20 protein-coding genes are annotated in these 21,478 nt (G+C 73.1%); 11 read left to right on the plus strand and 9 right to left on the minus strand.

Annotated elements, in window-relative coordinates; genetic code table 11:
• On the minus strand, positions 1–1,098 hold a 1,098-nt coding region (locus AB0M88_RS46715; protein WP_364113580.1), incomplete at its 3' end, for a DUF3866 family protein.
• An 11-nt stretch (positions 1,099–1,109) separates the two neighbouring features.
• Positions 1,110–2,069, minus strand: a complete 960-nt coding sequence (locus tag AB0M88_RS46720; protein WP_364113614.1) for a cation diffusion facilitator family transporter — start codon at positions 2,067–2,069, stop codon at positions 1,110–1,112.
• A gap of 137 nt (positions 2,070–2,206) precedes the next feature.
• Between AB0M88_RS46720 and AB0M88_RS46725 the strand changes: the two genes are divergently transcribed.
• From AB0M88_RS46725 to tatC, 5 genes are all read left to right on the plus strand, one after another.
• Positions 2,207–3,193, plus strand: a complete 987-nt coding sequence (locus AB0M88_RS46725; RefSeq protein WP_364113582.1) for a WYL domain-containing protein — start codon at positions 2,207–2,209, stop codon at positions 3,191–3,193.
• Positions 3,190–4,149: a YafY family protein gene (locus tag AB0M88_RS46730; RefSeq protein WP_364113584.1), complete on the plus strand. Its 960-nt coding sequence runs from the start codon at positions 3,190–3,192 to the stop codon at positions 4,147–4,149. The genes AB0M88_RS46725 and AB0M88_RS46730 overlap by 4 nt, the downstream gene beginning before the upstream one ends.
• A 12-nt stretch (positions 4,150–4,161) precedes the next feature.
• On the plus strand, positions 4,162–4,389 hold the full coding sequence (locus tag AB0M88_RS46735; RefSeq protein WP_364113616.1) for a hypothetical protein: 228 nt from the start codon (positions 4,162–4,164) through the stop codon (positions 4,387–4,389).
• A 164-nt stretch (positions 4,390–4,553) separates the two neighbouring features.
• Complete coding sequence (tatA, locus tag AB0M88_RS46740) at positions 4,554–4,922, plus strand: Sec-independent protein translocase subunit TatA (RefSeq protein ID WP_364113586.1); 369 nt, start codon at positions 4,554–4,556, stop codon at positions 4,920–4,922.
• Positions 4,923–4,931: 9 nt separating this feature from the next.
• Complete coding sequence (gene tatC / locus AB0M88_RS46745; RefSeq protein WP_364113588.1) at positions 4,932–5,921, plus strand: twin-arginine translocase subunit TatC; 990 nt, start codon at positions 4,932–4,934, stop codon at positions 5,919–5,921.
• 1,017 nt (positions 5,922–6,938) lie between these two features.
• On the opposite strand, the gene AB0M88_RS46750 is transcribed toward tatC, so the two are convergent.
• Positions 6,939–7,397, minus strand: coding sequence for a hypothetical protein (locus AB0M88_RS46750; protein ID WP_364113590.1), 459 nt, complete (start codon positions 7,395–7,397; stop codon positions 6,939–6,941).
• 6 nt (positions 7,398–7,403) lie between these two features.
• Entirely contained in the window at positions 7,404–8,126 is a 723-nt protein-coding gene (locus AB0M88_RS46755) for a hypothetical protein (protein ID WP_364113592.1), read from the minus strand.
• A 420-nt stretch (positions 8,127–8,546) separates the two neighbouring features.
• Between AB0M88_RS46755 and AB0M88_RS46760 the strand changes: the two genes are divergently transcribed.
• Both AB0M88_RS46760 and AB0M88_RS46765 read left to right on the plus strand, forming a co-directional pair.
• Positions 8,547–9,446 (plus strand): diacylglycerol kinase family protein, encoded by a 900-nt coding sequence (locus tag AB0M88_RS46760; protein WP_364113594.1) that lies wholly within the window; start codon positions 8,547–8,549, stop codon positions 9,444–9,446.
• Between the two features lie 41 nt (positions 9,447–9,487).
• On the plus strand, positions 9,488–9,691 hold the full coding sequence (locus tag AB0M88_RS46765; protein WP_364113596.1) for a hypothetical protein: 204 nt from the start codon (positions 9,488–9,490) through the stop codon (positions 9,689–9,691).
• Positions 9,692–9,703: 12 nt separating this feature from the next.
• Here the strand turns inward: AB0M88_RS46765 and AB0M88_RS46770 are convergent, their stop codons facing one another.
• Complete coding sequence (locus AB0M88_RS46770; RefSeq protein WP_364113618.1) at positions 9,704–10,429, minus strand: HAD-IA family hydrolase; 726 nt, start codon at positions 10,427–10,429, stop codon at positions 9,704–9,706.
• A gap of 47 nt (positions 10,430–10,476) precedes the next feature.
• On the opposite strand from AB0M88_RS46770, the gene AB0M88_RS46775 reads away from it, so the two are divergent.
• Genes AB0M88_RS46775 through AB0M88_RS46785 form a run of 3 tightly spaced genes read left to right on the plus strand, consistent with a single transcriptional unit; the run spans position 10,477 to position 14,759 of the window.
• Positions 10,477–13,203, plus strand: coding sequence for a DEAD/DEAH box helicase (locus AB0M88_RS46775; protein WP_364113598.1), 2,727 nt, complete (start codon positions 10,477–10,479; stop codon positions 13,201–13,203).
• A 36-nt stretch (positions 13,204–13,239) separates the two neighbouring features.
• On the plus strand, positions 13,240–14,031 hold the full coding sequence (locus AB0M88_RS46780; protein ID WP_364113600.1) for an SAM-dependent methyltransferase: 792 nt from the start codon (positions 13,240–13,242) through the stop codon (positions 14,029–14,031).
• Positions 14,028–14,759, plus strand: a complete 732-nt coding sequence (locus tag AB0M88_RS46785; protein ID WP_364113602.1) for a class I SAM-dependent methyltransferase — start codon at positions 14,028–14,030, stop codon at positions 14,757–14,759. The genes AB0M88_RS46780 and AB0M88_RS46785 overlap by 4 nt, the downstream gene beginning before the upstream one ends.
• An 891-nt stretch (positions 14,760–15,650) precedes the next feature.
• Here the strand turns inward: AB0M88_RS46785 and AB0M88_RS46790 are convergent.
• Together AB0M88_RS46790 and AB0M88_RS46795 are read right to left on the minus strand one after the other, a co-directional pair.
• Positions 15,651–16,850 (minus strand): MFS transporter, encoded by a 1,200-nt coding sequence (locus AB0M88_RS46790; protein WP_364113604.1) that lies wholly within the window; start codon positions 16,848–16,850, stop codon positions 15,651–15,653.
• Positions 16,847–19,000, minus strand: a complete 2,154-nt coding sequence (locus AB0M88_RS46795; protein ID WP_364113606.1) for an MMPL family transporter — start codon at positions 18,998–19,000, stop codon at positions 16,847–16,849. Before AB0M88_RS46795 ends, AB0M88_RS46790 begins: the two co-directional genes overlap by 4 nt.
• A gap of 72 nt (positions 19,001–19,072) precedes the next feature.
• Between AB0M88_RS46795 and AB0M88_RS46800 the strand changes: the two genes are divergently transcribed.
• Positions 19,073–19,678: a TetR/AcrR family transcriptional regulator gene (locus AB0M88_RS46800; RefSeq protein ID WP_364113608.1), complete on the plus strand. Its 606-nt coding sequence runs from the start codon at positions 19,073–19,075 to the stop codon at positions 19,676–19,678.
• Between the two features lie 12 nt (positions 19,679–19,690).
• On the opposite strand, the gene AB0M88_RS46805 is transcribed toward AB0M88_RS46800, so the two are convergent.
• A complete protein-coding gene (locus tag AB0M88_RS46805) occupies positions 19,691–20,149 on the minus strand; it encodes an L-2-amino-thiazoline-4-carboxylic acid hydrolase (protein ID WP_364113610.1) in 459 nt (152 codons plus the stop codon).
• 65 nt (positions 20,150–20,214) lie between these two features.
• Positions 20,215–21,478, minus strand: a 1,264-nt coding sequence (hemG, locus tag AB0M88_RS46810) for a protoporphyrinogen oxidase (protein WP_364113612.1), incomplete at its 5' end; no start/stop codon positions are given.

Genomic DNA, 21,478 nt, shown 5'->3' on the forward strand with positions numbered 1-21,478 from the left:
CGCGCGGCCTCTGGGCGCAACCGCCCGCGCGGCGGCGTCCCGGCCGCCCGCCGCGGCGGCCAGGAAATAGGCGCGGTCCTCGTCGAGGCCGCGGCCCATCGTCGACAGTCGCACGGGGCTCTCCCGCAGGGCGGTGAGCAGGCCCTCGACCCCGACGCGGACCAGGCGGTGCCTTGCGCTCAGCGGCGCGAGCGCGGCCTCGACCGCCGAGGCGAGCGGGGGGTCGAGGCCGTCCGGCACCGGCAGGTCGGCGGGGAGCAGGGCCACCTTTCCGTACGCGGTGAGGCTGTGATGCGACACGCCTTGATGCCGCGGCCTGCCGTCTCCGTCGGAGATGCGCAACGATCCGACCGGGCGCCCGCCCAGCGTGCCGATCGCGTTGACCGCCTCGCCCAGCGCGACCCCGGAGAAGCCCCACGCCGTGCCCGTGCCGAGGTTGCCCGGGCCCTGCGCGACCACGGCGATGTCGGCGCCGAGCACGTGCCGGGCGGCCAGCAGCCCGCTGTGCACCGTGCTCGCCTCGAGGTCGCCGCCGAACGCCTGCCCGGTCGTGACTGTGCCCGCCAGGTGGTCGCGCAGCGTGTCGAGCGCGCGGGAGAACCAGGCCGGCAGCGCGCCGCCGTCGGTCATCACATAGGCCACTTTGGCGCCGGGCCGGTCGGCGTGGATCGCGGCCACGATCGCCGGCAGCGCCGAGTGCAGGTCGGCGGTGACCACCGGCATGCCGTCGAGCGACTCGGCGGCCACCATCACCTCGCGGTGCGGCGACGCCTCCTCGTCGACGCCGAGCAGGATCGGCTGCAGCGGCGTGTAGCGCGCCTTGACCAGGTGACCGGAGTCGCGGCTGGTGCCGTCGGCCGGCGGGTCGGCGGGCAGCCGGTCGGGCAGCGCGACGACCAGCGCGTAGCCCCCGGTGCCGAGGCCCATCATCAGCGCGCCGACGTTGAGCAGCACCCGGTCGCCGGCCACCGGCTCGCCGACGAGCGCGGGGTAGGCCAGGGCGTAGACCGGCCCGTCGGGGGTGCCGACCTCGAGCTCGACCACGCCGCGCCACCGGCGCCGAACCCGCGAGACCATGCCCGAACGCCAGCGCACCATGGCGGGAGAGGTTACTCGACGCCGCCGTCGACGTGGCTGCGACCGGCGGTGCCGCGCGTCGGGTCGAGGAAGACGTAACGGATCGTGGGATAGCGGGCCCGCAGCCGCCGCTCGGCGTCGTCCGAGGCCGCCTCGACCTCGCCCGCGGTGACCTCGTCCTGGAAGTCGACCTTGGCCGCGACCAGGATGTCGCCCGGGCCGAGCTGCATGGTCAGCAGCGTCGGGACGGCGACCACGATCGGGATCTCGTTGAGGTCCTGGGCGATCTGGTTGTGCATCCGGCGCGGCACCGCCCGGCCGACCAGCAGCGAGACGTTGCTGCGGGCCAGGATGCCGGCGACCACGAACAGCAGCAGGCCGATCACCACCGAGGCCACGCCGTCCCAGACGTCGCTGCCGGTCAGCTCGGACAGCAGCAGGCCCAGGCCGGCCGCGACCAGGCCGACCAGGGCGGCCGAGTCCTCGAAGTAGACCGCCTTGACCGTGGTGTCGGGGGTCAGCCGCAGGAACCTCTGCGGGGTGATGCCCCACCGCCGGGACTCCCCGGCGACCTGGCGCTTGGCCCGCAGGAACGAGGTGCCCTCGGCGACGAACGAGACGGCCAGCACCACGTACGACCAGAGGAAGCTGCCGATCTCCTCGCCGTGCACGATGGTCGTGACCCCGTGGTAGATCGAGAAGCCGGCGCCGCCGACGAAGGTGAACAGCGAGGCGATGAACGCCCAGACGAAGCTCTCCTTGCCGTGCCCGAACGGGTGCGCCTCGTCGGCCGGCTTGCTGCCCCGGCGCAGCGCGACGAACAGGAAGACCTCGGTGACCGTGTCGGCCAGCGAGTGGGCCGACTCGGACAGCATCGCGGCCGAGCCGGAGACCAGGCCGGCCGCCATCTTGGCCGCGGCGATGAGCAGGTTGGCGCCGCCGGCCAGGATGACCGTGCCGACGCTCTCGTTCCCCTCCTCTTCGCCCGTCAGGTCCGGGTTGTCCAAGGGCTCGGCCGCGGCGAGACCGACCGGGGTGTCTTCGTGCTCTTGCGTACTCACCCGTCCATCCTTCCCCCAGCCGGTTACGAATAACCGTCTCGGCGTCCGGGCTGCTAGCGTTGCCTCTCGTGTCGCGGACCCGCACCGAGCGCCTGGTGAACCTGGTGATCTGCCTGCTGTCCACGCGACGGTTCCTCACCGCCGCGCAGATCGCCGCGACCGTCCCCGGTTACGAGCACGACCCCGAGGACCCGAAGGACCACGAGGCCTTCCAGCGCAAGTTCGAGCGCGACAAGGCCGAGCTGCGTGAGCTGGGCGTTCCCCTGGAGACCGGCACCGACAGCGTCTTCGACCAGGAGCCGGGCTACCGCATCGCCCACCGCGAGTACGCCCTGCCCGACATCATCCTGGAGCCCGACGAGGCCGCCGCGGTCGGCATCGCGGCCCGTCTCTGGCAGCACGCCGGCCTCGCCGCGGCCGCCTCGTCCGGCCTGGCCAAGCTGCGCGCGGCCGGTGTCGAGGTCGACCCGCAGGCCACCCTCGGCGTCGAGCCGGTCGTCGCGGTCGACCCGGCGTTCGCCCCGCTCACCAACGCCGCCCGCGACCGCCGCGCGGTGACGTTCGCCTACCGCGCGCCCGAGGTCGACGACGCCTCGACCCGGCGCCTCGAACCGTGGGGCGTGGTCTGCTGGCGCGGCCGGTGGTACGTGGTGGGCCACGACCGCGACCGCGGTGCGACCCGCTGCTTCCGGCTCTCGCGCATCGTCGGCGACGTGCGCCCGTCCGGCCGCCCGGGCGCGTTCACCCCGCCGGAGAACGCCGACCTGATCAGCCACGTCGCCCGCTGGTCGGGACCGCCGCCGCAGCGTACCGGAAGGGCGACCGTGACCGTCCGGCCCGGCCGGGCCGCCGGCCTGCGCCGATGGGCGACCGCGACCGACGGTGACACGCTCACCCTCCCTTACTCCGACGCCGAGTTCCTGGCCGACCAGATCGTCGGTTACGGCGCCGACGTGCGCGTCGAGGGGCCGCCGGAGGTCCGCGACGCCGTGATCCAGCGGTTGAAGGAGGTCGTCACGCAGGTCGAGCGGGCGACCCCGGCGGTGGCATCGTGACCGCGCCGCGGCAGTCCGTCGACCGGCTCGGCCGGCTGCTCAACCTCGTGCCCTACCTTCTGGCCCGGCCCGGCATCCTGGTCGCCGAGGCGGCGGCCGACCTCGGGGTCAGCGAGCGCCAGCTGCGGGAAGACCTCGAACTGCTCTGGGTGTGCGGGCTGCCCGGCTACGGCCCCGGCGACCTGATCGACATGGCGCTCGACGGCGACCGGGTCACGATCAGCCACGACGCCGGCATCGACCGGCCGCTGCGCCTCACCCCCGACGAGGCCCTCGCGCTGGTGGTGGCGCTGCGGATGCTCGCCGAGACGCCGGGGGCGGGCAACCGCGACGCCATCGAGCGGGCCCTCGCCAAGATCGAGAACGCGGCGGGCGACCTGGCCGGCGCCCCGGTCGCGGTGCGGCTGCCGGCCAACGCCGAGCGGCTCGACCGGCTGCGGGGCGCGGTCGACAGCGGGCACGCGCTGCACCTGACCTATTACACGGCGACCCGCGACGAGACCACCGAGCGGGTGGTCGACCCGATGCGGATGCTGATGGTCGGCGGCAAGGCGTACCTGGAAGCGTGGTGCCGCCGGGCCGAGGCGACCCGGATGTTCCGGGTCGACCGCATCGACGACTTCACCGAGCTCGACGAGCCGGCCCGGCCGCCCGTCGAGGCGGTGCGCCACGACGTGAGCGCCGGCGTCTTCACACCCGGAGCCGAGCTGCCGCTGATCACCCTGCGGGTCGGCCGGGGTGGCCGGTGGATCACCGAGTACTACCCGGTGGAAGAGGTGCGCCGCACCGGAGACGCGTGGGTGGTCACCATGCGGGTCACCGACCTCGGCTGGGCCCGGCGGCTGGTGCTCGGCATGGGCCCCGACGTCACGGTGCTCGGGCCGCCCGAGCTGATCGACCGCATCCGCGCCCAGGCGACGGCCGCGCTCGACCAGTACGCGACGCCGACCGGCTAGGGTGACGGCGTGATGCTGTGGATCTGGATCGGCGCGGTCGTGGTCGCCCTGCTCGCCCTGACCGTGGCCGGCGCCAAGCTGCTCGGTCAGCTCGGCGGCCTCCGGCGGGCCGCGGTCCGGCTGCAACGCCGGCAGGCCGACGCGATGAAGCTCCAGGCGGGCGCGGCCGAGCTCGAGCAGACCCTGGCCGGCCTGCAGCAACGGGCCGAGGAGATGCAGGAGCGGTTGGCCGCCCGATGACCTTTACACCGCTCGTTAACAGCGGGTAACGTGCCCCGTTCGATCCTCGTTGTCCAAGACTTCGGGAGATGGGCGTAAATCGAGCGGGTCCGGCCGGTCGCTCCGGCCGAATTGACACGTACGATGGACCCCGCACACCTGATCCGACCGACTGGAGTTCTCCCATGGGCAGCCTTAGGCCATGGCACATCATCCTCATCGTGGTAGTCCTCGTGCTGCTGTTCGGGGCGAAGCGGCTGCCTGACGCGGCCCGGTCGCTCGGCCGTTCACTGCGGATCATCAAGGCCGAGACCCAGGGCCTGATCAACGAGAACAGCGACGTGGCTGAGAAGGCTGACGCGCAGCACTCCCGGGAGCCGCTCAACGGCGAGGTGCAGCAGTCGTACCCGCAGCAGCAGTACCAGCAGCCGCCGGCGCCGCAATACCAGCAGCAGCAGCCGCCGGCGCCGCAATACCAGCAGCCACAGCCGCAGCAGCCGCCGGCGCAGCAATATGCGGACCCGACCGCCGCTCCGCGCGCCAACGAGCGCTGACCTGGTGTCATGGCGCTGACCCTCAGCCGCCGTCAGGAGAAGGAACCCAGCCAGTTCGAGCGGGCCTCCGACGGCTCCATGTCGCTGATCGACCACGTCCGCGAGCTGCGTAGCCGGCTGTTCATCGCGTCTCTCGGCCTGGTGATCGGTCTGATCGTCGGGTTCTTCATCGCCAACGGGGTGTTCCACCTTCTGGCCAAGCCGTATTGCACGTTGCCGTCCTCGCAGGCGATCGACGTGCACGGAAGGCCGTACTGCGACTGGGTCGTGCTCGGCGTCGGCGACTCGCTGATCGTCCGGTTGAAGGTCGCGCTCTGGGTCGGGCTGTTCCTCGGCTCGCCGGTCTGGCTCTACCAGTTGTGGGCGTTCGTGGCCCCGGGCCTGCACCGGCACGAGCGCAAGTGGGCGTACATCTTCGCCGGGATCGCCGCCCCGCTGTTCATCGGCGGCGGCTCCCTCGCCTACTTCATGATCTTCCACAGCCTGCCCTGGATCATGGAAGCCGGCGTGCTCGGCGCTCCAACGAAACTCGAGATATCGGCCTATCTCAGCTTCGTGACCAACATGATCCTGCTGTTCGGCTGCGGCTTCGAGTTCCCGCTGCTGCTGATGATGCTCAACTTCACCGGTGTGCTCAGCGCGCGCAAGCTGCTCGGCTGGTGGCGGATCGTGGTGTTCCTGTGCTTCGCGTTCGCCGCGATCGCCACACCCGACCCGGGCCCGTTCGGCATGACCGCGCTCGCCGGGGCGATGTCACTGCTGTACTTCATAGCGGTCGGGGTCGCGTTCCTCAACGACCGGCGCAAGGGCCGCGGCCGCGAAATGTACGCCGGACTCGACGACGACCAGATCTCCCCGCTCGCCGACGAACGCGTCCCGGTCGGCGCGGCCGACCCGGTCGAGGCGCCCAGCCCGGTCAGCGGCCCGACCACGATCGACGGCCCGGCCCCGGTCACCAAGCCGCTGCCGCTCGACGGCCGCTTCGACGACATGACCTGACCGCGCCACCACCCGCTCCGCCAGCCGCGGCCGTGACCCGAATGCCGGGACACGGCCGCGCTGTTCATTTCGGAAAGTTCGGCCCGGCGCCACCCGGAATCCCCGAACCGGTCGCCACGCTGCGTCACCGCCGCCCGAAAGTTCGGCCCGCCGGGCGACCTGGCAGCCTTGCTGTCGGACGGTCGCCGCCTTGGTCGCGCCGATCGAACCGACCCGACATGGTGGCCGGTATTGCCAGCGGTCGGGTCAGACGACGCCGCCTCGCCCAAGCCCTGACGGACCGGCGGGATGCCGCTCGCCCGGCCCGCGCGTTGTGGCGGATCTCCTGATCGCGCTGCCTCCACGGCTTCGGCTCCGGTCCGCGCCGGCTGCGACCGGCGGCTGCGCGGGTTGCAGAGAGAATTGGCACTGCGCGCCCTGTGGCTGTTGGCCTTGTGGCTGTTGGCCCTGTGGGCCTCCCCAGCGCGCCAGGTGCCCGGTCGATGAGCGGGATCCGGTCGGGCCGAGCCGGGACTGAATCCGGACGTCGTGGCCGGGGCGGGGCACGCGGCGGCGGCACCGGCTCGCCTGGGAGCCGCAGGACCGGCCCGATCTGCTCCCGGGGGCCGGCGCGTCGAGCGTGCTGCGGCTGATCGACCTGCTCGTCGGCGCGGGCGCCGAGAGGATCGTCTCACCGGCCTGCCCGCGCCGCTTCCGCTGCACCGGCGAACTGACGGGGCGCTGGCTCTGCCGCGCCTGCGTGGCCGAAACCCGGGCCGGCCCTACGCCGGCTGTGGGGCAATGAGCACCCTCGACGCACCGCTCGGCGCCGCCCGCGCTCGGCCCGAGCTCGGCTTCCGGGGCACCTGCCCGGCTGCAGCACTCCACGACGAGCGCCCGCTGCGTCGTCTGGCATGTGCTACGAAGCCGCCCACCACCGATTCGTCACGGCGAAGTGCAGCGTTCGAGCCGCTGTCACCATGCCCGACAGGCGCGGCACCGGTCGGGCTTGCGAGAAGCGCCTACCTTCGGAAGTCGTCAACGCTCCCGGGAGATGTGGCCTCGCCCTTCGGTCATGTCGGGGGCCGGCCCGGGCAGGTAATGCGCGCGCCGCCGGAAGTCGGCCGTGACCGAGATCTGATCGTCGACGGTGACCGAGGCGACGGACGGGGGCCCCGCCCACTCGCAGCACCAGACGCGATCCGCGACCCGCTCGACCGGAGGGCGTGCCCCGTCCTCGATCTCGACGACGATCGTGGAGTCCGCGGCGGGAAGCTCGCCGGCCAGGACCCACCAGCGCTGCCGCTCGTGGGCCACCCCGACCTTGATCACCGCCGTCGGTGTGCCCGCCCAGTGGCGCCACCCGACCGGCGTGGCCGCGCCACGCCGGTCGAGCTCCACGTCGGCGGCGGTCAGGCAACGCCAGGCGTCGTCATCGCCGTGCCACTGGATATGGACACGAGAACCGGGAAGAACCCGTTCTATGATCGCGTCCAAAAACGATCACGCATCCCATCCCTGTGAGGCCGGATTGGCCGGTAGTGAGCTTACTCCGTTGAAGATGTATGAGGTCGCGGGCAACGAACCGGAGTGCGCCACGACGCTCTTGGCGTAGACCCAGTAGTAGCCGGAAGTGTCGGGCGCCTGCCAGCTGTATTGCAATACCATGTTGTGGTCGTAATTCCGATTGTCGCTGAGCGTGCAGAAACCTGGCGGCTGATATTGGGTGACGCCGCCCGGCACTTCGGCGGGGCCGTCCGTCGTCGTGCAATCGTGGATGACCGAGCCGTTCACGCCGGCGGCGCCGTTGAACAGCGAGCCGGACCATTCGGGGAAGTCGACTTCGTGATCGATGTCGACCGCCGCCGTCTGGGTGGTGTTGGTGCCGTTGAGATACCAGTTGAAGTTGTGGAACATCTCGCCGAGTTGCTCATCGCCGTAGAAGTAGTAGAGGCCGTACCCGGCGAACTGCACCCAGGTGTCGGAGTAGCGGTAGTAGCAGCCCTCCGTGATGCAGTAAGTGGTGGTGGCCAGCGGTGCGGGACGGTTGGCCGTGAGCTTCGGGTCCACCTTGTGGCTCGCGTCGACGCACATCCAGGCGCCGACGCGCTTGCTCTGTGGCGGTGCCGAGGCGCAGTTCTGCGCGCCCCTCGCCGGCGTCGGCGCCGCGAACGCCGCGTGCGGCGACGTCAGGCCCGCACCCGCGGCCAAGACGATGACGGCCATCGTTCTCATGACATGTCGAATTTTCATTCCTCTGTGCATGGTGAATCCCCTCGTGAATAGTGGAATGGTGATTCGGCTCGACGTGCCCGCCGGAAATCGGCACGGCGCGTCCCGGGATTGCCTTCGGCGTGCGCAATCCACGGCAATAGCTGGCGCGTCGTGAGAGGAAATGGCTCGGCTGACGGGCATTGCCACGTCGATCTTTCGCCCGATGAGACCCCCCGTGATTGGGTCGACTGAGCTGTTCACGTTCCACTATTCAGGGATCCGCATCTATGTCAAGGCGGTCTGTGTGCCACTTATGGGCCCGGTATTCACGGAATTAGGCTTGTGTCGGCGTTCCGCCACCATCGCGCCTCGCTTTCCTCGACGGTGCGTAACAGCTGTGACGACGGTGAACCGGCCGGTACCCTCCGGCCTGTGACGAGCGACGACATCGCGGTGCTGGTGAACCCCTCGGCGGGGCGGGGACGGCGCCGCGAGCTGCTGCCGGCGGTGCTGGCGGAGCTCGGCCGGGCCGGGATGCCCGTGCGGGTGCTGGAGGCGGCCAGCGGGGAGGAAGCCGAGAAGGCCTGTCACCGGGCCGTCGCCGACGGGGCGGCCGCCGTCGTCGCGGTCGGCGGAGACGGGACGTTGCATCAGGCGTTGCAGGCGGTGGCGGAGCGGCCGGTGGGGTTCGGAGTGGTCCCCGCGGGGACGGGGAACGACTTCGCGGCCTGCACCGGCGTACCGCTGGAACCGGTGGCGGCAGCCACCGCGATCTCGGACGCTCTGCGCGAGGGCCGGCATGTCGCCCTTGATCTTGCCCGGGCGGTGGGCACCGACGGTGAGGTGCGCTGGTTCGGGGCGGTGCTGGCGGCCGGATTCGACGCGATCGTCAACGAGCGGGCCAACCGGATGCGCTGGCCGCGCGGGCCGCGCCGCTACGACCTGGCGATTCTGCTCGAGATGGCGTGGGTGCGGCCGCGGCTCTACGGGCTCGAGCTGGACGGGACCGACCGGAGTTTCGAGGGCACGCTGGTCGCGGTGGGTAACTGTGCCAGCTACGGCGGTGGCATGCGGATCGTGCCCGGCGCCGACCCCGGCGACGGGCTGCTCGACGTGATCGTCGCGGCGCCGCTGGGCCGGGTGGCGCTGGCCCGGCTGAAGCCCCGGCTGCGCCGCGGCACGCACGTCACCGACCCGCGGGTGACGACCTACCGGGCCCGCCAGGTCCGGCTGCACGCCGACGGCATCATCGGGTACGCGGACGGGGAGCGCATCGGCCCGCTGCCGCTCGAGGTGACCTGCGTGCCGGGTGCGGTTCGGTTGCTCCGCTAGCTTCGCGGTCAGATTCCCCGGGGGCCGCCGAACGGGAAGGCATGAATCTGAGCTCGCTCGCCACCAACGCCCTCGCGACGACCCGCTCGACCTTCAAGGGGCTGGCCGAGGCGGCCGTCGCCTCGGGTGAGGACGCGGTCGCGGACATGTCGGCGCCGGTCGCGAAGCCTGAGGTGAAGGCGGAGTCGGCCGAGACGAAGCCGAAGGGCGTCCGGCGCGGCACGGTGCTCGACGCGTACGCCTGATCGGGCGCCGCTTCAGCGGCAGGTGAGCGCCAGGGTCGCGCCTAGGCCGTTGGGGCGGCCGGGGCCGGCCGCGGGCAGGACCAGGGCGGCGCAGCCCGCCTGGACCGCTCCGGCGTCGGCCTGCGAGTCGCCGACCATCAGCGTGTTTTCCGGGTCGACGCCGAGCATGCCGCAGGCGCGCAGGAAGATCGCCGGGTCGGGCTTGGTCCGGCCGACCTCGAAGCTCAGCGCGAACGCGTCGACCAGGGCGTCGAGGCCCCAGGCGGCGAAGTGCGGGCGGATGTCGAAGCCGATGTTGCTGACCACACCCACCTTGACCCCCGAGCCGTGCAGGCTGCGCAGGGTCGCCTCGGTGTCGGAGTACGGCAGCCAGCCGTCGGGGCCCAGCAGACGGTCGTAGAGGGCGTCGGCGAGACCCTCGACATCGGTCGTGACGGTGGCCGCGAGGCCCGTGTAGGCGGCCCGGTGGGCGTGCGCGTAGAGATCGCGCTCGGCCCAGTGTTCGGCCAGGTGAGGCGGCACCCGGTGGGGCAACGGGCCGCCCGCGCGCCCGGCCATGACCAGGCGGTCGGCCAGCACGGTCGCCTTGGCCCGTTCGAGCTCGCGCCCGCAGGCGGCCGCCGCGGCCAGCACCCAGGCCACCGGGTCTTCCACCTGGGCCAGGGTCCCGTGGAAGTCGAAAAGCACGGCATCCACGGGTCGAGACGAGGCATCCGGCACGCCGTGCACCTTACCCACCGGCCGCGGGCTGCAAGTTGTCACACCCACGAACTAACCTTGCTGGCATGAGTAGCCCCGCCGAGAAGTACGCGGCGTCCAAACGGCGGGCGGCCTTTCCGGCCCTCGAAGACTTCATGGTCGACGTCGGATTCGACCTCGACGATTTCCAGCGGTCGGCCTGCGAGTCCCTGGAGCGGGGCAGCGGCGTGCTGGTGTGCGCGCCGACCGGCGCCGGCAAGACCGTGGTGGGCGAGTTCGCGGTGCACCTCGCGCTGCGGGCGGGCGAGCGCAAGTGTTTCTACACCACGCCGATCAAGGCGTTGTCCAATCAGAAGTACCACGACCTGGTCCAGCGTTACGGCCCCGACAAGGTCGGCCTGCTGACCGGCGACAACGCCATCAACGGCGACGCCCCGGTGGTCGTGATGACCACCGAGGTGCTGCGCAACATGCTCTATTCCGGCTCGGCGAGCCTCAAGGGCCTGGCCTATGTGGTGATGGATGAGGTGCACTACCTGGCCGACCGGTTCCGCGGCGCGGTCTGGGAAGAGGTGATCATCCACCTCCCGGCGTCGGTGACCTTGATCTCACTGTCGGCCACGGTGAGCAACTACGAGGAGTTCGCCGACTGGCTGGTGACCGTGCGCGGCGAGACCGAGGTCGTGGTCAGCGAGCACCGGCCGGTCCCGCTCTGGCAGCACATGCTGGTCGACCGGCGGATGTTCGACCTGTTCCACGACGCCGACGCGGCCAAGAAGCACGACGTGCACCCCGAGCTGCTGCGCTACACCCGCGAGATGTTCCGCCGGGTCGAGATGACCGGGGCCGCGCAGCGGGGCGGCCGCGGCCGCCGCTGGCAGCCGCCGCGCCGGGCCGAGGTCGTCGACCGGCTGGAGCGGTCCGGGCTGCTGCCGGCGATCCTGTTCATCTTCAGCCGGGCCGGCTGCGACGCCGCGGTTCAGCAGTGCCTGGGGGCCGGGCTGCGGCTGACCGACGCCGACGAGCGGGCCGAGATCCGGAGCATCGCCGAGGCCAAGGTCGCCTCGGTGCCGCGCGAAGACCTGTCGGTGCTGGGCTACTGGGAGTGGCTCGACGGGCTCGAACGGGGTGTCGCCGCCCACCACGCCGGCATGCTGCCCGCCTTCAAGGAGGCGGTCGAGGAGTGCTTCGTGCGGGGCCTGGTCAAGGCGGTCTTCGCGACCGAGACCCTGGCGCTGGGCATCAACATGCCGGCCCGCTGCGTGGTGCTCGAGCGGCTGGTCAAGTTCAACGGCGAGGCCCACGTCGACCTCACCCCGGGCGAATACACCCAGCTCACCGGCCGGGCCGGCCGCCGCGGCATCGACGTCGAGGGTCACGCGGTGGTGCTGTGGAGCCCCGACGTCGACCCGCGGCAGGTGGCCGGGCTGGCGTCCACCCGCACCTACCCGCTGCGCTCGTCGTTCCGCCCGTCCTACAACATGGCGGTCAACCTGGTCAGCTCGGTCGGCGCCGACAAGTCGCGCGAGCTGCTCGAGTCGTCGTTCGCCCAGTTCCAGGCCGACCGGTCGGTGGTCGGGCTGGCCCGGCAGGTCCAGCGCAACGTCGAGACCATCCAGACGTACGGGCAGGACGCGGCCTGCCACCACGGCGACTTCGACGAATACTTCGCGATCCGCGTCGCGATCGCCGACCGGGAGAAGTCGCTGGCCCGCCAGGGCGTCAACCAGCGCCGGGCGGCCGCGGTGTCCTCCCTGGAGCGTCTGCGCACCGGCGACGTCATCCGGGTGCCCCAGGGCCGCCGGGCCGGCCTGGCCGTGGTGCTCGAGCCGCCGGCCGGTGGCTTCGGCGAGCCCCGCCCGCTGGTGCTCACCCAGGACCGCTGGGCCGGCCGGGTCAGCCCGGCCGACTTCCCGGGCGAGGTCGACGTGCTCGAGCGCATCCGCGTGCCCAAGCATTTCGACCACCGCTCGCCGGCCGCCCGCCGCGACCTGGCCGCCCAGGTCAGCGCCACCGGGATCGACCGGCACGGCGGCCGCCGCCGCAACCGCGGCAACTCGGGCGAGGACGCGGAGATCGCGCTGCTCAAGGTGCAGCTGCGGCAGCACCCGTGCCACGCCTGCCCCGACCGCGAGGAGCACGCCCGCTGGGCCGAGCGGCGTCACCGCCTGCAGCGGGACACCGAGGCGCTGCGCGACAAGGTGGCCGGCCGCACCAGCTCGCTGGCCCGCACCTTCGACGAGGTGTGCGCGGTCCTCACCGACCGGGGCTACCTGGCCGGCGACGGCGAGGTCACCGAGGCCGGGCGGATGCTCGGCCGCATCTGGTCGGAGGCCGACCTGCTGATCGCCGAGTGCCTGCGGCAGGGCGTCTGGGAGGGGCTCGGCCCCGAGGAACTGGCCGCCGCGGCGTCCATGGTGCTCTACGAGTCGCGGCGCGAGAGCGACGACCGGGCCTCGGTGCCGAAGGGGCCGATCACCTCGGCGGTCGACGCCTGCGCCAAGTTGTGGGGCGAGATCGCCTCCGACGAGAGCGACCACGGGCTGACCCTGACCCGCGAGCCCGACCCCGGGTTCGTCTGGCCGATGTACCGCTGGGCCCGGGGCGAACCGCTGGCCAAGGTGCTCTCCAGCGGGCACAACTACGACGCCGACATGCCGGCCGGCGACTTCGTGCGCTGGGCCCGTCAGGTGCTCGACCTGCTCGGCCAGATCAGGGAGGCGCCGGCCGCCTCGGCCGCGGTCCGCGAGACGGCCCGGCTGGCGATCACCACCGTCAACCGCGGGGTGCTCGCATATCAGACGGCGCTCTAGAGTAAGGGTCCGTCAAAGACGAGAACGGGGCTCGCGTTGGCCAGTGAAACTTTCGACACGACCGTGGCTCACCCGGCGCGCCGCTACAACTACTGGCTCGGCGGCAAGGACAACTTCGCCGCCGACCGGGCCAACGGCGACGCGGTCGAGGCCGCGATGCCGACGATCCGCCTGATGGCGGTCGAAAACCGCCGGTTCCTCGGCCGGGCCGCGCGATTCCTGGCCCAGCAGGGCATCCGGCAGTTCCTCGACATCGGCACCGGCATCCCGGCGCCGGGCAACACCCACGAGGTGGTCCAGGCCGTCGATCCGACGGCCAAGATTGTGTACGTGGACAACGACCCGATCGTGCTCAGCCACGCCCGGGCCCTGCTCACCAGCGCGGCCAGCGGCACGGTCGACTACCTCGACGCCGACCTGCGCAACCCGCGCGCCATCCTGGCCGCCGCCGCCAAGACCCTCGACTTCAGCCAGCCGGTCGGGCTGCTGCTGGTCGCGGTGCTGCACTTCATCCGCGACGACGAAGACCCGCAGGGCGTCGTCGACACGCTGCTCGAGGCGCTGCCGTCCGGGAGCTACCTCGTCGCCACCCACGCGACCTGGGAGTTCACGCCGGCCGAGGCGGTCGAGAAGCTGCAGGCGGCCAACCCCGACGGGCGGTTCGTGCCGCGCGACGGCTCCGTCTTCGTGCGGCTCTTCGACGGTCTCGAACCGGTCGAGCCGGGCCTGATCTCGGTCGCCCACTGGCGGTCCGACGACGAGGCCGAACAGCCGCGGCCGCTGGCCGAGGACGTCTCCTGCTTCGGATACGTCGCTCGCAAACCGTGATCGACTACGACCGCGAGGCCGCGGTCTACGACGGGACCCGCGGCGGAGAGGCACGGGCGGCCGCGGTCTTCGAGGCCGTCGCGCCGCTGCTGCCACCCCGGGGGACGCTGCTCGACGTGGCCTGCGGGACCGGCATCGTGAGCGCCCGGTTCGCCGGGCCGCAACGCACGGTGATCGGGGTCGACCGGTCGATCGGCATGCTGTCGGTCGCGGCCGGGCGGCTGGCCGGCCGGGCCGTGTCCGGTGACGCCGCCGGGCTGCCGGTGGCGTCGGGCCGGGTCGACGCGGTGCTGATGGTGTGGCTGCTGCACCTCCTGCCGTCGGCCGGGCCGGCCCTGCGGGAAGCGGTACGCGTGCTGGCCCCAGGCCCGGGCTCCCGCGTGGTCACAACGGTGGACAAGAGCGCGGCCTGGTTCGCGGCACCCAGCGATCTGGCGTCGGTGACCGGGCCCTGGCGTGACGGGCGGTACGCCGCCGACGGGTTCGAGGTCGTGGCGTCGGAGCTCGGACGGCACGGGTTGCGGCCGGTGGGGGAGGCCACGTTCCCGGGAGTCGGGCAAGGGCGGTCGCCCTGGGGCTGGCGGGAGGCCGTGCGGGCGGGGCAGGTGTCGTGGGCGCGCCGCGATCCCGAGGGGGTTGAGCGGGCGCTGGCCGCACTGCCCGATCAGGACTCGGCGCGACCGGAGCCGATCTACCGGGTGGTGGCCTTCGCGTCACCCGGTGGGTGAGCGTCGCCCGGTCGGTGAGCGCCGCCCGGTGGGTGAGCGCCGCCCGGTGGGTGAGCGCCGCCCGGCGGTGAGCGCCGCCCGGCGGGCGAGTCGCGGCCGGCTGCCGGTGGGTGAGTGGCGGCCGATGGGTGGGCAGCACCAGGTGGGTGAGTGGCCGCCGACGCTGAGTGGTGCCCGGTAGCTGAGTGGTGCCCGATGACTGAGCGGCGGCAGGTGGGTGGGCAGCGCGAAGTGGGTGAGCGCGGCCGATGGATGAGTGGCGCCAGGGCTGGTGGTTGGGCGGCGGCTGGTGGGTGAGCGGTGGTCGGTGGCTGGGCGGCGGCTGGTGGGTGAGCGGCCGTCGGTGGCTGGGCGGCGGTCGGTGGCTGGGCGGTGGTCGGTGGCTGGGCGGCGGCTGACGGCTGGGCGGCGGTCGGTGGCTGGGCGCCAGGTGGGTGAGCCGCGGCTGTGCGGCGGTCGGTGGGTGAGCGGCGGTCGGTGGCTGGGCGCCGGTCGGTGGTTGGGCGCCAGGTGGGTGAGCGGCGGCTGGGCGGCGCCAGGTGGGGTGAGCGGCGCTCGGTGGGCGAGTGGCTGCCGGTGGCTGGGCTGCGGCTGGTGGTTGAGCGGCCGCAGGTGGGTGAGCGGCGGCTGGTGGTTGAGCGGCCGCAGGTGGGTGAGCGGTGATCGGTGGCTGGGCGGCCGCAGGTGGGCGAGTGGCCGCCGGTGATTGAGCGGCGGCAGGTGGCCTGAGCAGTGGCCGGTGGCTGGGCGGCGGCAGGTGGGTGAGTGGCGGTCGGCGGCTGAGCGGCGGCTGGCAGGTGGGCGGCGACAGGCGGATGAGTGACGGGGCCGCGCGGCAACACCCGGACTGCGGCCTCACCCCGGTGGGGACGACACCCGATGACGGTGAGCCTAGATCTGCTCCTGTGCCGCGGGTGGCGGGCGGAGCAGGGCGGCCACGGGCAGGCCGACGACGATGCACAGGGCTGCGCCGAAGGTCAGCGCCGGGCGTACGTGGGTGGCGTCGGCGCCGCCGCGCAGGGCCAGGCCGGAGAGGCCGGCGCCGAGGGCCGCGCCGAGCAGCCGGCTTGCTGAGAGCAGCGACGAGACGCGGCCGTGGGCGTGCTGCGGCACGGCGTTGAGGGCGGCTCGGGACGTTCCGGCGAACAGGGGGCCCAGACCGAGGCCCAGCAGGATGGCGAGGGGCAGCGCGCCGAAGCCGTGCAGCGGTGCGCCGGTGAGGCCGTACAGCGCCAGGCCGGCCCCGGCGATCAGGAACGACATCAGGGCGACCGGGCGTTCGCCGCGGGCGTCGATCAGGCGGCCGGCCGTCGGGCCGGCCGCGCCGATGAACACCGCGATGACGGCCGGCGCGGTCGCGGCGAGCAGCGGGCTGTAGCCGGCCGAGCGTTGCAGGTACTGCTCGATGACGAAGAACGAGCCGATCATGACGAGGAAGGTCAGGCCGGCGGCGGCCGCGGCGAGCACGACGTTGCGCCGGCGCAGGAAGGTGCCGGCTCCGCCCGGCGCGGTGGCCCGCTCGGTGGCCGGGAGCAGGCGGATCACGGCGGCGGCCGACGCGGCGGCCAGCGGCAGCAGCGCCCACCAGGCGGCCCGCCAGCCGAAGGCGGAGGTGAGCAGGCCGCCCAGCAGGGGGCCGACGATGTTGGCCGCGCCGGACGAGGCGCCCCAGATGCCCAGTGCGCTGCCGCGCCGCTCGGGCGGGAAGCCGCTCACCGCGCCGGCCAGCGCGGCCGGGCTGGCCAGGCCGGCACCGATGCCCTGCAGTGCGCGGGAGGCGATCAGCAGCGGGAAGCTCGACGCCAGCGCGCCGGCCAGGGCGCCGGCCGAGAACACGGCCAGGCCGGCCAGCGCGGTGCGACGGCTGCCGAGTCGGTCGACCAGCCGGCCGCCGGGGAGCAGGAACACCACGTACGTCAGGAAGTAGACGGTGATCACCCAGGCCAGCGGCTGGGGCCCGACGGTGAGGGACCGGCCGACGTCGGGCAGGGCGACGGTCACCAGGGTGCCGTCGATCTGCAGCAGCGCGGCCAGGCCGCTGCCGGCGATGAGGCTGCGCCACGCGCTCCGCGGCACCACGACGGTGGTCATCGGCTTCCTTCCGGGATCTCGGCCGGTGACTTGGTGGGGGCGGCCGTTCGGGAGTGGACGCGGCCGGGCCACCACGCCCGGTCGCCCAGCAGCCCGGTGATCGCCGGAACGAGAACCGTCCGCACCAGGAACGTGTCGAGCAGGACACCCACCGCGACGGTGAAGCCGAGTTGGAAGAGCATCGTCAGCGGGAGTGTCATGAGCACCGCGAAGGTGCCGGCGAGCACGACGCCGGCGCTGGTGATCACGCCGCCGGTCGCCGCGAGGCCGGTGAGGATGCCGCCGCGGGTGCCGTGCCGGCCGGCCTCCTCGCGTACCCGGGCCATCAGGAAGATGTTGTAGTCGACGCCGAGCGCGACCAGGAACAGGAACGCGAACGTCGGCTCGACGGGGTGGATGCCGGGCTGGCCGGCGAGGTCCCGGAAGACGGCGACGGACAGGCCGAACGCGCCGAAGAACGAAACGATGACGGTCGCGATCAGATAGAGCGGGGCGACCAGCGCGCGCAGCACCACCACCAGGATGAGCAGGATCACCGCGAGGGTCAGCGGGATGATGTGCCGCAGGTCGCGCTCGGCGGTCAGCTTCCCGTCGTACTGCACCGCGGGATCGCCGCCGACCAGCGCCCGCACCCCGGCCGGCAAACCGGTGGCCAGGGCCGTCCGCAGGTCACCCACCCGCTGCAGACCGGCTTGGGCGTACGGGTCGTCGGTGAGCACCACGCTGATCCGGGCCGCGCGTCCGTCGGTCGACCGGCCCTGTGGGGTGACGGCGGCGATGCCGGGCAGCTGCCGGATCCGGCGCACGGTGGCCGTGACGTCGGCGTCGGTCAGCTCGCCGGCGTCACGCTCGGCGACGACCGTGCTCGGCGCCAGGATGCCGGCCGGGAAGTTGGCGCGCAGCACGTCGTATCCGGCGGCGGAGCCGGTCGAGGCCCGGAACGCGTCGAGCAGGTTGACGTCCTCGACGTAGCGGGTCAGGCCGGTCGTGGCGATGCCGAACAGCAGGAGCACCAGGACGACGGCGCTGACCGGCCGGCGGAGCACCGCCGCGCCGAGGCGGCCCCAGCGCCCGGCCGCCTCCGGCGGGACGCTCGGCCGGTGGGCGACCTGCCCGGTGAACGGCCAGAACGCGCGCCGGCCGAGCAGGGCGAGCAGGGCCGGCAGCAACGTGAAGGTGGAGATCAGCACGCAGGCCAGGCCGATCGCGCCGACCGGGCCGAGCACCCGGGTGGAGCCGAGCCGGGCGACCAGCAGCACGCAGAGCGCGGCGAGGACGGTCAGGCCGCTGGACAGGATCGACGGGCCGGCGGCGCGCAGGGCGGCCCGGAGGGCGACCCGCTGGTCGGGCTCGCGGCGCAGTTCCTCGCGGTAGCGGGCGATCAGCAGGAGGCTGTAGTCGGTGCCGGCGCCGAACATCAGGATCAGCGTCAGGGAGGTGGCCTGATTGTTGACGAGCAGACCGGCCCGGTCGGCGAGCAGATAGACCAGCGCGGTGGCCAGCACGTAGGCGAAGGCCACGCAGACCAGCGGCACGACCGCCAGCAGCGGTGACCGGTAGATGATGAGCAGCAGCACCAGGACGAGCACGATCGTCGCCCCGAGCAGCTTGAGATCGACGCTGGTGAAGACCGTGATCGCGTCGGCGCTGATGCCGGCCGGGCCGGTCACGAGGACCCGCAGGCCGTCCGGCGGGTGCAGCGCGTCGCGGACGTCGGCCACGGTGTCGCGGACCCCGGCGCCGGCGGTCTGCGTGATCGGGAGGACCACGACGGCGACCGAGCGGTCGGTCGACACGAGCCCGCCGCCGCTGCCGCCGGCCGGCGCCGGAAGGACCGGTTCGCCGGTGTTGCCGACCCGGCCGGCGCGGGCCGCGTCGGCGGCGACGGCCGTCCAGTCGGCTGTGGTCAGGCCGCCGGGGCGCTGATAGACCAGGAGGGCGGGCAGCGACCGCCCGTCCGGGAAGCGGTCGCGCAGCAGGTGGTCGACCTCGGTCGACTCGGCGCTGGCGGGCAGGAAGGCGGTGGTGTCGTTGCTCTCGACGCCGGGCAGTTTCTTCTGCAGCGGGCTGAGCGCGCCGGCCAGGATCAGCCATCCGGCGACGACGAGCCAGACCGCTCGGCGTCCGGTCACCACACGCGACACTGCCACGGCCGGCCCACCCTCCCGGAGTTATCATCAGACGGCTTATCAGCATACTGACACATTGTCCAAGGAGTCGCCGTGAGTACCCCCTGGAGCGCGGTGCGGGCCGAGCACAAGCAGCAGGTCCGCCGCCGGATCGCGGAGGCCGCCCGCGATCTGGCCCTCGAGGGCGGGCTGGCCGCGACCACGATGGGCGCGGTCGCCAAGCGGGTGAACGTGTCCCGGGCGACCGTCTACAACTACTTCACCGACGTCGAGCAGGCCCTGCTGTGGGCGGTGGGGGAGGAGGTCGACCGGTTCACCGCGACGCTCGACGCGGAGCTGGCCGGCGACCCGCTCGACCAGCTGCGAGGTTATGTGCGCACCCAGGTGGCGTACTTCGCGAGCCCGGACCGGCGGTCGGCCGCGCTCTACTTCAAGGTGGCCGGGCTCAGCCCGCTGGTCCGCGACCGGATGCGCGAGCACACCGCCCGCCTGGAGAGCCTGCTGACCCGCATCGTGGCGGACGGCCGGGCCAGCGGCGACTTCCGGTCCGACCTCGAGCCGGGCCGCTGCGCGGAGCTGATCATCTATCTCCTGACCGGCATCCGCGAGCAGCTGCTGCGCGGCGAGGCGCCGGCCGGCACGCTGGTGGACGAGACGCTGGCGTTCATCGAACACGGGCTGCGACCGCCCCGATCCTGAGGCCGGGCCCGGTCAGGGTTGCGCCGGCCGGGCGTACCGGAAGACGCAGAGCCGATGGCCCTCGGCCCGGCGCCGCAGCGCCTCGATCCGCATCTGCGGAAAGGCCCGGCGGGTGGCTTCGAAGTCGAGGTCGCAGAGGACCGGCTCGGGTTCGACGCCCAGGTCCTCCGCCGCGTCGACGCACATGCAGGTGCGGCAGGCCTCCATGACCGCGTCCTCCCCGTCGGCGGAGACGTCGATCGCCTCCTCGAGGAAGCCCATGGCCTCGAACTTGGGCAGGGCGAGGCCGAATCCCTCGGCCAGCGAACGGCCGGTGATGAGCGGGCCCATCCGGGCCGCCTGCCGTTCGGCGTACCCCTCGAGGAGGATCTCCCGGGCCTTCTCCTCGCCGTGCTGCTCGCGCAGCTCGCGGAACCGGGCGAGCCGGGCGGCGAGCATCTCGCGGGCCTGGGCCCGCTTGTCGTCGGTCATGGCAGCTCCTGATCAGTCGGCAGGTGAGGAAACATCGGGTCGGCTCCAGGTGAGGAAACGTCGGGCTAGGTGAGGAAACGCTGGGCGGCCGGCACCCGGGCGACGGCCTGGGCGGCGACCCGGCGGCCGTCGCGGACGCAGTCGTTGACCGCCACCCCGTGGTAGGCGCTGCCCGCCACGTGCAGGCCGGACAGCGCGGCCACCGCGCCGGACACCTCGTCCATCCGGGCGCGGTGGCGCGGCGCGTACTGCGGGATCGCGCGCCGCCACACGTGGTCGTGCGCGAATCGCGGGGCCGTGCCGATCCGCAGGATCGTGCCGAGGTCACGGCGTACGGTCTCGACGGCCGCGTCCCGCGGCAGGTCGGCGAAGCCCGGATCGGCGGTGCCCCCGGCGAACGCGCGCAGCAGGACGTGGCCCGCCGGGCCCTGGTCGGGGAAGATCGCCGTGGTGAAGACCGCGCCGAGGATGCGGGCCTGCCAGGCGGCCCGGCGGCGCCCGGCGGGCTCGGCCGGACAGGTCAGGAAACCGAATCCGTCCGCCGGGACGCCCAGGTCGGCCGCGCGGTAGCCGAGGGCGGTCACCCGGATGTCGGCGTACCGGACCGCGGCCAGGTGGTCCGCCGCGCCCGGGTGCCACGGCGCGAGCAGGGGCGCGGCGGCATGGGCCGGCACGGCCAGCACGACCTGCCGGCTCGTGACGGGCTCGCCGTCGGCGAGCAGCAGCCGCCAGCTGCCGTCGTCGTCGCGGTCGAGCGCGCGCACCGGGCTGCGCAGCCGGAGCCGGGTGCCGGCCGCGGTCACCAGCGCGTCGACGAGACGCTGCATGCCGGCGCCGGCGAAGCTGGTCAGACGCGGGGACGGCGGGCCGCCCGCGCGCCAGGCCCGCCAGCGCAGCCGCAGCAGGTGGGTGAGCAGGCGGGGATGTTCGGCTTCCAGCTGCCGCAGCCGCGGTAGCAGGGCATCGACGCTGATCTCGCCGGCCTCGCCGGCGGTCACGCCGTGTACGGCCGGGATCGCGAGCCGCCGCGCGGCGACCGGTCCGAAGTGGCGGGCGGCGAAGGCGAGAACGGTCTCGTCCCCGGCCGGCGGCGGCCCGGCGAACGGTTCGGCGAGCAGCCGCAGCTTGGCCGTCGGCGGCAGCAGTGGCGTGGTGAGGACGCCGGCCACAGTGGACGGCAACGGGTCCATCCGGCGTGAGCGCACCAGATAGCGGTGACTGCCGGCCGGGGCGGCCCGGCGTAGTTCGGCGGCGAGTCCGAGCTCCTCGGCGAGCGTCCGGGTGTCGGTGCCGTTGTCGACGAACCCGTTCGGCCCCAGGTCGACGGTG

It is taken from the genome of Actinoplanes sp. NPDC051411, from assembly GCF_040682075.1.
In the GTDB taxonomy this organism is placed as follows: domain Bacteria; phylum Actinomycetota; class Actinomycetes; order Mycobacteriales; family Micromonosporaceae; genus Actinoplanes.

Coding starts and splice junctions, on each gene's coding strand:
- AB0M88_RS46735 (WP_364113616.1), top strand. CDS start 4,162: ATGCTGTGGATCTGGATCGGCGCGGTCGTGGTCGCCCTGCTCGCCCTG.
- tatA (WP_364113586.1), top strand. CDS start 4,554: ATGGGCAGCCTTAGGCCATGGCACATCATCCTCATCGTGGTAGTCCTC.
- tatC (WP_364113588.1), top strand. CDS start 4,932: ATGGCGCTGACCCTCAGCCGCCGTCAGGAGAAGGAACCCAGCCAGTTC.
- AB0M88_RS46755 (WP_364113592.1), bottom strand. CDS start 8,126: ATGGCCGTCATCGTCTTGGCCGCGGGTGCGGGCCTGACGTCGCCGCAC.
- AB0M88_RS46765 (WP_364113596.1), top strand. CDS start 9,488: ATGAATCTGAGCTCGCTCGCCACCAACGCCCTCGCGACGACCCGCTCG.
- AB0M88_RS46775 (WP_364113598.1), top strand. CDS start 10,477: ATGAGTAGCCCCGCCGAGAAGTACGCGGCGTCCAAACGGCGGGCGGCC.
- AB0M88_RS46790 (WP_364113604.1), bottom strand. CDS start 16,850: ATGACCACCGTCGTGGTGCCGCGGAGCGCGTGGCGCAGCCTCATCGCC.
- AB0M88_RS46805 (WP_364113610.1), bottom strand. CDS start 20,149: ATGACCGACGACAAGCGGGCCCAGGCCCGCGAGATGCTCGCCGCCCGG.